Annotated in this window: 13 protein-coding genes; 3 read left to right on the forward strand and 10 right to left on the reverse strand. The window is 65.7% G+C overall.

What is annotated here, in order from left to right:
• Positions 1–4: 4 nt before the first annotated feature.
• Together VEA62_RS12830 and VEA62_RS12835 are read right to left on the reverse strand one after the other, a co-directional pair.
• Positions 5–319, reverse strand: coding sequence for a transcriptional regulator (locus tag VEA62_RS12830; protein WP_324822380.1), 315 nt, complete (start codon positions 317–319; stop codon positions 5–7).
• 3 nt (positions 320–322) lie between these two features.
• On the reverse strand, positions 323–946 hold the full coding sequence (locus tag VEA62_RS12835; RefSeq protein WP_324822383.1) for a hypothetical protein: 624 nt from the start codon (positions 944–946) through the stop codon (positions 323–325).
• A 423-nt stretch (positions 947–1,369) separates the two neighbouring features.
• On the opposite strand from VEA62_RS12835, the gene VEA62_RS12840 reads away from it, so the two are divergent.
• Positions 1,370–1,612, forward strand: coding sequence for a hypothetical protein (locus VEA62_RS12840; protein WP_324822386.1), 243 nt, complete (start codon positions 1,370–1,372; stop codon positions 1,610–1,612).
• 147 nt (positions 1,613–1,759) lie between these two features.
• Positions 1,760–2,035, forward strand: coding sequence for a hypothetical protein (locus tag VEA62_RS12845; protein ID WP_324822389.1), 276 nt, complete (start codon positions 1,760–1,762; stop codon positions 2,033–2,035).
• Positions 2,036–2,085: 50 nt separating this feature from the next.
• Here VEA62_RS12845 and VEA62_RS12850 read toward each other — a convergent pair whose 3' ends face one another.
• From VEA62_RS12850 to VEA62_RS12875, 6 genes are all read right to left on the reverse strand, one after another.
• The gene (locus VEA62_RS12850) at positions 2,086–4,527 is read right to left on the reverse strand and encodes a nucleoside triphosphate pyrophosphohydrolase (RefSeq protein WP_324822392.1); all 2,442 of its coding nucleotides are present in this window, start codon (positions 4,525–4,527) and stop codon (positions 2,086–2,088) included.
• Positions 4,514–4,981, reverse strand: coding sequence for a hypothetical protein (locus tag VEA62_RS12855; RefSeq protein ID WP_324822395.1), 468 nt, complete (start codon positions 4,979–4,981; stop codon positions 4,514–4,516). The genes VEA62_RS12850 and VEA62_RS12855 overlap by 14 nt, the downstream gene beginning before the upstream one ends.
• Before the next feature lie 100 nt (positions 4,982–5,081).
• On the reverse strand, positions 5,082–5,660 hold the full coding sequence (locus VEA62_RS12860; protein ID WP_324822398.1) for a hypothetical protein: 579 nt from the start codon (positions 5,658–5,660) through the stop codon (positions 5,082–5,084).
• Between the two features lie 115 nt (positions 5,661–5,775).
• Positions 5,776–8,685 (reverse strand): DNA polymerase I, encoded by a 2,910-nt coding sequence (polA, locus tag VEA62_RS12865; RefSeq protein WP_324822400.1) that lies wholly within the window; start codon positions 8,683–8,685, stop codon positions 5,776–5,778.
• A 45-nt stretch (positions 8,686–8,730) separates the two neighbouring features.
• Positions 8,731–9,177: a hypothetical protein gene (locus VEA62_RS12870; RefSeq protein WP_324822403.1), complete on the reverse strand. Its 447-nt coding sequence runs from the start codon at positions 9,175–9,177 to the stop codon at positions 8,731–8,733.
• A gap of 8 nt (positions 9,178–9,185) precedes the next feature.
• Positions 9,186–10,847, reverse strand: a complete 1,662-nt coding sequence (locus VEA62_RS12875) for a thiamine pyrophosphate-binding protein (protein WP_324822406.1) — start codon at positions 10,845–10,847, stop codon at positions 9,186–9,188.
• Between the two features lie 96 nt (positions 10,848–10,943).
• On the opposite strand from VEA62_RS12875, the gene VEA62_RS12880 reads away from it, so the two are divergent.
• Positions 10,944–11,081, forward strand: a complete 138-nt coding sequence (locus tag VEA62_RS12880) for an entericidin A/B family lipoprotein (RefSeq protein ID WP_324822409.1) — start codon at positions 10,944–10,946, stop codon at positions 11,079–11,081.
• 305 nt (positions 11,082–11,386) lie between these two features.
• Here VEA62_RS12880 and VEA62_RS12885 read toward each other — a convergent pair whose 3' ends face one another.
• Positions 11,387–11,896 carry a hypothetical protein gene (locus tag VEA62_RS12885; protein WP_324822412.1) on the reverse strand — a complete coding sequence of 170 codons (510 nt, stop codon included), beginning with the start codon at positions 11,894–11,896 and terminating at the stop codon, positions 11,387–11,389.
• Between the two features lie 59 nt (positions 11,897–11,955).
• Positions 11,956–12,303, reverse strand: a complete 348-nt coding sequence (locus VEA62_RS12890; RefSeq protein WP_324822415.1) for a barstar family protein — start codon at positions 12,301–12,303, stop codon at positions 11,956–11,958.
• Positions 12,304–12,332 lie beyond the last annotated feature (29 nt).

Here is a 12,332-nt window from a genome sequence, read left to right on the forward strand (position 1 = left end):
GCCGTCAGGTCCCGGCGCCGCCCTGGCCGACGAGGCCCTGGATGGCGTCGAGGTAGGCGAGGAAGGCCTTGCGTCCCGCCGGGGTCATGGAGGCCTCGGTCAGCGGCTTGCGGCCCTCGAAGCGTTTGACGACGGAGACGAAGCCGGCGTCCTCGAGCTTCCTCAGGTGCACGGACAGATTGCCGTCGGTGGTCTGGAGTTTTGTCTTCAGCTCGTTGAAGTTCGCGGAACTGGCCCCGGCGAGGAAGGCCATGATGCCGAGCCGGACGCGTCCGTGGATGACCTCGTCGAGACGCGCGATGTCGAAATCGTCGGCCACGGCTCAGGCCTCTCCCGCGGGTTCCTGGCGCATCAGCACCAGGCCGGGCAGGAGCGCGGTGGCCACCATGAGGCCGGCGAAGGCGAGATAGATGGCGGGGTCGCCGATCAGCGCGCCGAACAGCACTGCGCCTCCGTACGACAGCAGGCCGACCGCGGTCATCCAGCGCCGGCCCGAAGCGGACGCCGAGGCGATCCAGGCGGAGCCGTAGGCGGTGGCGACGACGCTGGGCATGGCCCACATCATGGTCCAGTCGCCGGTGCGAAAGCCCACGGCCATCAGGCTCAGCCACATCACGAAGATGCCGAATCCGAGCGCCGACCACGCGATGCCGATGGCCTTGTTGGCATGAGACCCGTAGCCCGCCTTGCGGCTGGCGCGCCGGATCAGAAGGGTCAGGGCGATGGCGAAGAGCACGCCCGACCCGAGCCAGACCCACAGCTGGACCATTGGATCGACGACGAGGGCGCCGGTCTGGATCGCCCACTGAATGAAGTTCGCGCTTCCGAAGATGACGGCGGCGGCGACCAGGACGGGGCCATTCAGCAGGGGCGCGTCGCGCCCCTCCTCGGCGAGGCGGCGCATCCAGGCGATGTCGGCGGCGGGGTCTTCGATCTTCTCGGTCATCATCGGCTTGGTCCCTGTCATGAGCGGCCGCGGCGGCCGTCCTTCCATCTGAACCCGAGCATGCACCAAGCACTTTGCATTGTAAAGTCCATTGTGCGAGAGCCGCCGCTCCGCTCCTGCGGCGGACAAGTCGCCTCGCGAAAAGCCCATCGGCGCGCCGGCGACGATCAGGCGGGGGCGGCGCCGGCGGCGAGCGAGTCCGGCGCCACCCCGGCCTGATCGTCGAGCGCCTTCTCCTGTTGCCTGTTGCCTGTTGCCCGCTGCCCGCTGCCCGTTGCCTGTTGCCTGTTGCCTGCTGCCCGCTGCCTGTCGCCCCTCTCCCCCTGTGGACACCCCGAACAAACCGCGAACATCCCTCTTGCTCCCGCGCCCGCGGCGCGGCTAACTCAACCCCGGGTCGGTGGTCAGTTCTGGAGTTTCGTCATGCAGCCCGCCCTGTTCCCGCCCCCGGCCGCGCGCGAGCCCGGCGACGCCGACCCCGCCGCCCGCCTGCTGGCGGTGGTCGAGGGCCTCGACCTGGCCAGCGCCGACGGCCGCGCCGGCATCCGCACCCTCCTGGCCGAGATCGAGCGCCTCTCCCCCGGCGCCATCCTGCAGCAGGCGGCGTCGATCGAGCTCCGGCGAGTGGGCTGGCTGTGCGGCGAGGCTTCCCGCCCCGGCCGATAGCCGCCTTGAATCCCGTCCGACGCCGGCGCCCTCTTCCGCGCTCAAGCAGCGAGCCGCCGCGCGGCGAGCGTCAGCGCCCCCTCTTACTACCTGCGCTCAAGCAGCGAGCGACCGCGTCGCGAGCGTTAGCGCCCCCTCCATGCAAAGATGACCCGACGCAATCCCGACCGTTACACGGCGGCGGACTGGCGGGAGGCGGGCCATACGGTCGGCGCCATCCTCGCCAACCGCTGGCTGGTCTACACCGAGTGCGAGCTGTGCGAGCTGCGCATCAGGGCCGACCTGAAACGCATCGCCCGCGAGCGCGGGACGAGCTTCGTCCTGTGGGGACGGAGCACGACCTGCCGGCGCATGGGCTGCCCGGGACGGGTCACCTTCTGGGTGCGGCCGCACGGGGCGAGCGGGGATGTGGCGATGACGTGAGGGGGGGGGTCTGAATGCCAGCGAAGCCCCAACTACTTCGAGCCGTGACTTCAAAGGAGTTTAGGTTGATCGTCTTTGTCGGTGATCAGTCTGGCTTTCACCACAACATCGCCCGCTACAACTCCCATTTTCAACTCAAGAAGACGGCCATCGTCGAGTGTTAGGGTCACCCGTTCAGCATCGGGACGGCCGAGCAATAGAGATACGGGTGCCCTCACCGTGTCACCCTTGACGACCAATGTGAGCAGTTCAGCTAACGAACGATCCTTACGGCCTTGAGACGGCGTCTCAAAAAGTCCGTTGTCTTCGGTAGATCGGTGCCGCGTTTCTCGAAGCACCACTCCTTCATCGAAGCCGCCACGCTTCTCACGCTTTGCATTAGCGACTGCCAATATGTCGCCCATGGATGCTCCGACCGATGTCGAGAGCGCTCTGAAAACCTCATAAAGGTCAGCCAGCTCTTCCCGCTTGTCGACGCCGCGCTTCGCATCAACAAACTCGCCCGCTTCCTCAATGAGCTTGCCGACAAGCGCACGCGTTCGTTCGTGGATCGACAGGGTATCCGAGCTAACAACCTCTCCCCTAGAGGCTATGAATCGAGGGATGTCATCCCGGACCACCTTGTGGAATTTTTTCCGGTTGGTCAGTTCCTGAGGTGGCTTTCCTGGCTCTGCTGAGTACACCTCGACGCCGGACTTCCTGAGTTGATGATAGGCGTGGGAGAGGATGCCTCCCCGCAGCTCAACAGGCAGGTTGAGTTCGGCGCAGCGTCGAGCAACCTCAGCAATGAACTCCTCGCTCCGCACATCGGGCACGCTGGGATTCAGAATGATCTTCACGCTCCCCGGCGCGACAGCAACCAGCTTGCCCAGATCTTCGATCGACGTGACTGTTACGCTTTTAGTAATCGGGGACCGCGCCGGTTCGACAATCTCCTCCTCGGGAACAATCCGAAACCAAGGGAGATTTTCGCCCAACCCCGCGCTGGGGTCGATATCAACAAACCACATTATCTGGACGTCAGTACCGCAGTTCGCTGCGATTTCCGCAGTTCTAGCGCCGATATCTTCAATTTGCTGCTTAGATAGCGAACTATATCTCGCGTAAGCAGGAGCAACTTCTTCTTTCGTCCAAGACCCGTCGGCTTGTTCGATCATTACATGACTTTTGTATCGGACCTGACGACTTATCTCCTTCGACGCCGCAACGTCATACCAGTAGATATCTGTAGAGTTGTACTGCATGCCATCGGCCAGGCCCCAGAGGCCTTCGATGCGGACGAGAGTGCCTTTGAGAGCGAAGTGCGACCAGGCTGCCGCGCGAGCGGGAATAAAAGCGTGAAGGATAAAAACGTAGTCATCGGAAGGAGACCCAAGAGGCATCTTCTCGATCAAACTGCCGATCCAATCTAGCGCTTCCTCCGGAGTGACAGTGTCTGTTCGAGCGCGGTTGAAACCCCCACCGATCCCGTCCGTCCGTAAAACAGCGCGCCCGCCTGTAAGCGACTGGATTTCACGGGCTAGCGCCTCTCCGTTCTGCTCGATCGCATGCCGAAGGGCCGAGGCCGTGGCCCAAAATAGCCGATGAGGCGGAGGCTTCCCGCGACTCCGAAACTCAGAAAGCCGCTTGAGTTTACCCCAACGACTGTCGGTTCCCGGGGTGTACCGTTTGAAAACGACACCCTCTTCCGCTGCAGGGACTACGAACGCGCTGATGGGCGATGCGGCCGGGTTGAAACCGACCGTATCTCGTTTGAACCGATCAAGTTGGACGACCCAGAGTCGAGTGCCATCCCAGACCCATTCCAGTAGCAGTCGGGCAGCTTCGTTTCGCCAGAAGTGAAGCGCGACCGCCCTAGCCCGAGACTTCAACTCGCTGGCGCTCGTGCACACCAAGGGACTCCCTGCACTCAGTGCCTTCCCTTGCTTGGCGGATATAGTCTCAGCCAGCATCTGAGTGCCGTCGCTGGTGTGAGCTTCGATGTACCAACGATAGGGTTTGTCGACGACCCGGAGGTCGTTGGACAAGTGCCCCTTCTGCACCGCGTCGATTTGACGATTAATAACCAAGGCCATCCGGCCGCCGCCGGCCGGTTGGTAGCCTTGGAATATGGTTTCGATGGTAGTTCGCAGACCTGCAGGACCGTCGTCGGGAGAAAACGGCAGCGTCAGGTTCTGCCCGCGGTCCTCGACGGTTTCGTTAGTTGCGCTAGATCGAACGAGCCAGCTCCGTCCAAGGGTAATGGCAGCCTCTGCAATGAAGGCCTCAAGAGCTACGCTAGGCAGGTTCTGCAGGTAAGTCCGATCGCCGAGCCACTGATCATAAAGGCTGGCGGAGAGCAGGATTTCTGCTGGCCGCCATTCCGTTGGGATTGAGGCCAAGCCTTCAGCCTTCAGTCCAAAGACATTCGCGGCAATAGCAGTCGTGGCAGTTGGCTGACTTGCGAATAGCCCGCTGTTAGCCAAGCTGTTGGATCCGCTAATGTTTTTCAACCCTATCCACTGTTCCGAACCAATCTAGCGCTAGGCGCTGCAGCGCGGCGAGGAAATTATCTGAAAAATGGCCGATAAAGAATCCAAAGAACAGAGCGATGTATATGTTTTCAAATAGTTTTTGGTCGATGAAGGGAATAACGCCAGCTGTGATCCCGAAGCCGCTAAAGAGAGCAAGGGTTCCACTGTTGAGCGGCACGATGAACCGCCACAAGACCCTGTCCCTGTTCCACTCCTCCTTCGCGACTGTGTGGTAGAGGAATTTGAGCGCAAACAGGCAGCCGCCAGCAACGCCGGCGCTGAAGACGGCGGGCCAAGGTCGTGCTTGCTGAACGAACACGTCGAAGGCCCATACAGGTGCGTGATTGGGCCACACAGACATGGCCACGACATAAAGCGCGCAAGAAAGGGCGATCAGGAGAATTATGAGTTCGATGATGACCTGGAGCCACACAGGCCCAGGATAGCGACTCTTATATTCCCCACGCAGCCGTCGGTCGTTGTCCAGATACGGCGACGTATCCGGCTTGGGTCCCAGAAGGCGAGCGAAAACCTTACGCATTCATCGCGTTGCGAACACGCTGAGCGGTCCTCGCAACGTTGCCGTTGTGCGGCTGAGACTTGTAGTCCCAGATGAACGCTTTGCCCAAGGATGCAGCGATCTCCCGACGGAAGAACTGCGACACCACCAATTCGGGCTCACATATCTGCGTCCGGCCTCCCGATTGAAGCCAGAGGTAGCTCCGCGATGCGTTTGGAGCATCAAAAGGAAGTCCGTCGGTGCAATCCAACCACCGAGTTCCGGAAACGGCAGGTGCCGCGCCAAAAACGAACGGCACGACGTGCAGGTGCGCCTGATCGGTGCCACAGCCCATCAAAGAGCCAGCTTCGACTGGTCCGTGTTCGAAAATGGAAGTCTTGCCGTACTCGCGTTCGACTGCGGAACGAACGCGCTCCGCCAAGCTGCGAAACTCGTCTCGTAACGCTAGAGGCACTGACTGCAAATTTAGCATCGGAGCTTTGGGCACAATCAGCGTCCAGCCCTCAACGAACCCTCCGAGCGACGGAAGGGCCGCAAAGTTCGCCGTCTCAGTAATGGGACGGTCAAAGAAGTTCGATGAACGGAAACGCAATGTGTGTGCTCTTAATGGTTGGCCCTAAATGTAGGGTATTTGAAGCTTTAGCGCTAGGAGCTTGCGGGCCTGTAAACGCGACCAGACCACTGAGAAGGAAGGCCACCAGCTCCCTCTAATGCGCCTCGTCCCAGTTCGCCGCCGCCCGCGCCTCGACCACCAGCGGCACGGTCAGCGCCACCGCCGGCTCCGCCGCCCCCTCCATGACCCGCTTGATCACCGGGATGGCGCGCTCCGCCTCCGCTTCCGGGGCCTCGAAGACCAGTTCGTCGTGGACCTGGAGCAGCATGCGGGTGGACAGCCCCGCCGCCTCCAGCGCCCCCGGCATGCGCACCATGGCGCGGCGGATGATGTCGGCGGCGGCGCCCTGGATGGGGGCGTTGATGGCGGCGCGTTCGCCGAACTGGCGCTCGGCGCCTGATTTGGAATGGATGGCCGGGATGTGGATGCGGCGGCCGAAGACGGTGTGGACCATGCCGTGCTCGCGCACCTCGGCCTTCGTCTTGTCCATATAGGCGCGGATGCCGGGGAAGCGCTCGAAATAGGTCTTGATGTAGGCGCCGGCCTCGCCCTGGTCGATGTTCAGCTGGGCGGCCAGGCCGAAGGCGCTGATGCCGTAGACGATGCCGAAATTGATCGCCTTGGCGCGGCGGCGGGTCTCGGGGTCCATCTGGTCGACGGGGACGCCGAACATCTCGCTGGCCGTGGCGGTGTGGATGTCGACGCCCGCGGCGAAGGCGCGCTTGAGCTCGGGGATGTCGCCGATGTGGGCCAGCAGGCGCAGCTCGATCTGGCTGTAGTCGGCGCTGATCAGGACATGGCCGGGGGCGGCGATGAAGGCCTGGCGGATCTGGCGGCCGGTCTCGGTGCGGATCGGGATGTTCTGCAGATTGGGGTCGCTGCTGGCTAGGCGGCCGGTGGTGGCGGCGGCCAGCTGGTAGGAGGTGTGGACGCGGTCGGTGACGGGGTCGGCGGCCTCGATCAGGGCGTCGGTGTAGGTGCCCTTGAGCTTGCTGAGCTGGCGCCAGTCCAGCAGGACGCGCGGCAGTTCGTGGGTCAGGGCCAGTTCTTCCAGCACGGAGGCCTCGGTGCCCCACTGGCCGGAGGCGGTCTTCCTGCCGCCGGGCAGCTGCATCTCGCCGAACAGGATGTCGCCGATCTGGCGCGGGGAGCCGACGTTGAACGGGCGGCCGGCCAGCTGGTGGGCGCGCGCCTCCAGCTCGGCCATGCGCATGCCGAACTCGGACGACAGCCGCTTGAGGCGGTCGGGGTCGACGCGGACGCCGGCCCGCTCCATGTCGGCCAGCACGGCCGGCAGGGGGCGTTCGAGGGTCTCGTAGACCGTGGTCAGCCTGGCCTCGGCCAGCCGCGGCTTGAGCACGCGCCACAGCCGCAGGGTGACGTCGGCGTCCTCCGCCGCATAGCAGGTGGCCGGTTTCAGCTCGACGTGTTTGAACGACTTCTGGGCCTTGCCCGTCCCGGCCACGCTCTTGAACGGGATCGGCTCGTGGCCGAGGTGCAGCCGCGCCAGCTCGTCCATGCCGTGGCCGTGCAGCCCGCCCTCCAGCACATAGGAAATCAGCATGGTGTCGTCGATCGGGGCGACGCGGATGCCCCGCTGGGCCATGACGGCGAGGTCGTATTTGCCGTTCTGGACGACCTTGAGGACGGCGGGGTCCTCCAGCAGGACCTTGAGCCGGGCGAGGGCCTCGGCCTTGGCGATCTGGGTGATGGGTTCGCGCTGGTCGGTCTCGCCGCCGAAGTCGAGGCCGCCGGCGTTGGCGGCCGGCGGGTGCTCGTGGGTCAGGGGCACGTAGCAGGCGTCGTTGGGACCGATGGCCAGCGACACGCCGCACAGGCCGGCGTGGGTGGCTGACAGGGCGTCCGTCTCGGTGTCGAAGCCGACCACCCCGGCCTCGGTCGCCCGGGCGAGAAAGGCGTCCAGCTCCTCCAGCGTCTGGATGCAGCGGTAGGCCTCGAGGTCGAACGACTGCCCTTCGACCGGCGCGGTCGGCTCGGCCGGGGCGTAGCGCGGGCTGATGACCGGGGCCGACAGCGGCTTGGGCCGGGCCACGAAGGCGGTGCCGTCGCGCGCCGGCGCCTTGCCGTCCCCGACGCGGGTCCGCAGGCTCCGGAACTCCATCTCGTCGAGGAAGGCGGCCAGCACCTCCGGGTCGGGATCCTTGACCACGAAGTCGTCGATCGGCTCGGGCGCCGGGGCATCGCAGCTCAGGGTGACCAGCTCGCGGCTCAGCAGGATCTGTTCGCGGAAATTCTGCAGCGTCTCGCGCCGCTTGGGCTGTTTGATCTCGCCGGCGCGGGCCAGCAGGGTGTCGAGGTCGCCGTATTCGTCGAGCAGCTGCGCCGCCGTCTTGGGTCCGATGCCCGGGGCCCCCGGAACGTTGTCGACGCTGTCCCCGATCAGGGCCTGAAGGTCGATCATCTTCTCCGGCGCGACCCCGAATTTCTCGAGGACAGCCTCCTCCCCCAGGCGGCGATCCTTCATGGGATCCCACATGACGACCGAGGGGCCGATCAACTGCATCAGGTCCTTGTCGGACGAGACGATCACCGCCTCGCCGCCGGCGTCGCGGGCCTTGCAGGCATAGGTGGCGATCAGGTCGTCGGCCTCGTAGCCGGGCAGTTCGACGCAGTGCACGCCGAAGGCCGCGGTGGCCCGCCGGACCAGCGGGAACTGCGGGATCAGATCCTCGGGCGGGGCCGACCGGTTGGCCTTGTACTGGTCGTACAGGGTGTTGCGGAACGTCTTCTCCGAATGGTCGAAGATGGCCACCAGATGGGTCGGACCGTCGGCGCCCTTCATGTCGCGGATCAGCTTCCACAGCATGTTGCAGTAGCCCTGCACCGCCCCCACCGGCAGGCCGTCCGACTTGCGCGTCAGCGGCGGCAGGGCGTGGTAGGCGCGAAAGATGTAGGCCGAGGCGTCGATCATCCACAGCCGCAGCGCGGGGCCGTCCTGGGTGAGCGGGCGGTCGGGGGTTTCGGGCGCGGCGGTGTCGGTCATGGGCGGAACATAGGGGGACGCGGCCCCGCCGTCACCGGCTGCGCGTCACGAGACCCAGGTGTTGCGGCACGAGCCTTCCGGCACGGTCCAGCCCGCGAAGCCGGAGATGACCCGGCACTCGTAGCCCATGCCGGCCAGGGGACCGTGCATGATGCCGGTCTCGATCACGGCGCCGCGTCCGTCGTAGGTCGGTCGGGCGAAACTGACCCAGCGCAGCCGCTCGCGCGGGTCGCCGGGGCGGTCGGGATCCCAGGGCTCGAAGGCGAGGCCGTAGCGGCTCCAGTCGCAGCGCGGGGCGTAGTCGCCCTCGAAGCGGATGGGCAGGGGGCGGTTGTCGGTGTCGTTGAACCGGTAGTGCTCCTTCGCCACGGCGGCGATGACGGCGCAGTCGTTGCCGTCAGCGGCCGCCGGGGGCGCGTCCGGGCCCGCCGGCGGCGTGGCGCAGGCCCCGAGCAGCAGGGTCGCGGCGGTCAGGACGGACAGGGTGCGCATGGCGGCTCCTATTTCGAACGCAGGCCGGTGATGGTGCGGTTGGGGGCGATGTCCTCGGCCGAGGTGATCAGGTGAACGAGGGCCGGGCGGCCGGCGTTCCGGGCGGCGGCGAGGGCGGCGGGGAAGTCCTCGGTCCGCTCGCAGCGGATGCCGAAGGCGCCGAAGGCCTCGGCGTATTTGACGAAATCGGGGTTCTTCAGGTCGGTGGCGATGGTCCGCGGGGCGCCCGGATAGTGGGTCTCCTGATGCATGCGGATGGTGCCGTAGGTCCCGTTGTCGACGACCACGACCACGGCGTTGATCCCGTACTGGACGGCTGTGGCGATCTCCTGGCCGGTCATCAGATAGTCGCCGTCGCCGGCGATGCAGATCACGTCGCGGTCGGGATGGACGCTCTTCGCTGCAATGGCGGCGGGGTAGCCGTAGCCCATGGCGCCCGAGGTCGGCGCCAGCTGGGTGTGCATCACGCGATGACGGTGGAAGCGGTGCAGCCAGGCGGCGAAATTGCCGGCGCCGTTGGTGACGATGGCGTCGGCCGGCAGGGCCTCGGCGAGGTGGGCCATGCACTCCGACATGTTGACGGCGCCGGTGACCGGCACGGGGGTCGAGAAGGCCTGATAGTCGGCGTGGGCGGCGGCGGCCTCGGCATGCCAGGTCCGGCCGGGGTCGATGGCGGACAGGGCGTGGGCGGCCAGCGAGTTGTCGGCGGTGGCGCTGAGCAGCGGCGTCCACACCCGGCCCAGCTCCTCAGGACCCGGATGGATGTGGATCAGGGTCGCGGCCGTGCGGGCGCGCTCGAACAGGGTGTAGCCCTGGGTCGGGTTCTCGCCGAGCCGGGCGCCGACGGCGAGGATCAGGTCGGCGGCCTTGGCGCGCGCGGTCAGCTTCGGATTGCAGCCGAGGCCGAGGTCGCCGGCGTAGTTGGTCCGGTCATTGGAGATCAGGTCCTTGCGCCGGAACGACAGCGCCAGCGGCAGGCCCAGCCGCTCGGCCCAGTCGCCGAGGGCGGCGGCGGCCGCTTCGCTCCAGCCGGAGCCGCCCAACACCAGCAGGGGGCGTTCGGCCTGCGCCAGACGCGCGCGGACCTGTTCGACAAAGGCCGGGTCCAGCGCGGCCTTCGCGGGCGTCACCGGCCGGATCGGGGCCGGCCCGCCGTCTTCGTGCAGGATGTCCTCGGGCAGGGCGATGACCACCGGCCCCATCCGGCCCTGCAGGGCGGTAGCGAAGGCGCGCTCGACCACCTCGACGGTGCGCGCCGGGGTCTCGATCTCGGTGGCCCATTTGGCCAGGCCGCCGAACACCTCGCGGTAGTCGACTTCCTGGAAGGCCCCGCGGCCGCGGTCGCTCATGGCGATCTGGCCGACGAACAGGATCATCGGCGTGGAGTCCTGATGCGCCGTGTGCACCCCGATCGAGGCATGGGTGGCGCCCGGCCCGCGCGTGACCATGCAGACGCCGGGCTTGCCGGTCAGCTTGCCGTAGGCCTCGGCCATATTGGCGGCGCCGGCCTCGTGGCGGCAGGCGATGACCTGGATGCGGTCGCGCACGTCGGCGAGGGCGTCGAGCACCGCCAGATAGCTCTCGCCCGGCACGCAGAAGACGCGGTCGATCCCGTTCATGACGAGGGTCTCGACGAGGCGGCGGGCGGCGGTGTTGGCGGGCTGGGTCATGGCGGAGCGGTTAGCAGACGGCTGAAACCTTGGCCATGCAACCCAACGGCCACGCTTGACGTTTCAGGCGCGGATTTCACGTCGAAGGGGACCCCCATGAAGAAGATCATCGCCCTCGGGCTCGTCGCCGCCGCGCTCGCGGTCTCGGCCTGCAACACCGTCGCCGGCGTCGGCCGCGACGTCCGCGCCGCCGGCGACGCGGTGGCCTCGAGCGCCGAAAGCGCCAAGCGGTAGGGCTTGTCATCCCGGACGCCCCGAAGGGGCGAGCCGGACGGCGCGCGCCCCACCTGAGGGGAACTCCCGGAAATCGCGGTGCGATTGTCCGGGAGACGGGTGGCTGTCGCGCCGGCCTGACCTGTCTCCCCGATAGCGGCTGGCGCCGCTTCCGGGAGGCGCGCATTTCATGGTCGTCCCGTCCCCGATCTCCGCTTCGCGTCGTCGGAGATGACAGTTGTCCGGTGTCGGCGGGGTCAGGCGCAGGTCGCCTAACTGCCCAACGGCAGAAGTCCCAAACTACCGCGATGGGTGGAAAGCGGACCTTAGTCGCCCGCGCGCTCGTCGAACATGTGGTTGGCGGGCCACCACGTATTTGGTCCGCGCGGCAGCGGGTCATCTTCCCGAGGGTTACGGAGCGGCTTGATCCCGCACCAGTCCCATTTCCCCGAGGTCTTGGCGGCATAGCCATGAACGGCCATGCTATCCGCCAAGTCCGCGCCATCACGACCGAGAACGTCGGCAACCACCATTCCTTGGTCGCCCGTTGGGGTAACGGAACTCAGCCTCCAAGGGCCATTCTCCCATAGCATTTCTTCGAGGGCGGTCCGGGAGGCTCCTCCCAGCGCGGCTTCTGACCAGCACTTCGCCCAAGGACCCAACTCCGCAGCATCAATGCCCCGGACCCGCACCCAACGCCCCTCGAAGATCAGAGTATCGCCATCAAGAACCTCAATGTCTTGATGGGGCGGAACAGTGATCACATCGTTCGGATGACAACCGCCGGCCAGTGCAAGAACACCGCCGACCAAGACCGCCCAACTGCTCAATTTCATTCCGGCACCGTCGCCGATGCCGACAATGTCCGCAATGGGTGGAAGCGGACCCTTGAGGCCTACGAGAAGTAGCCAGACATTAGCAGGGAGAGCACAGGCTTATCTCCGACCTCGACCCGTCGGTAGTTCACAAACGCAGTGCACTCTACCAAAGCCTTGAACTGCTCCGGGCAGCGAACAGCGAAGTCCGATGCGTCATCGATTTGGAGGGTCAAGAGCTCGCCGGGCCGCACCCCTCTTGCCAGCATCTGCGCTTCCGGTTCGTCCGCATAGGTCATGCAGTCGTTCCACGCATCCATGTTCTCGCCGTAGAAGTCGGGGAACCCGAGAACCTCTGCGAACACTCTGTGGAAGGAAGCCCAATCCGTAATCAGGTTTGTGGGGATCGGGACAATCGTGGTGTTCATGGGCGCACCATAACGGTGAAACGGCGGAC

This window comes from Brevundimonas sp. (genome assembly GCF_035627475.1).
Taxonomy (GTDB): Bacteria; Pseudomonadota; Alphaproteobacteria; order Caulobacterales; family Caulobacteraceae; genus Brevundimonas.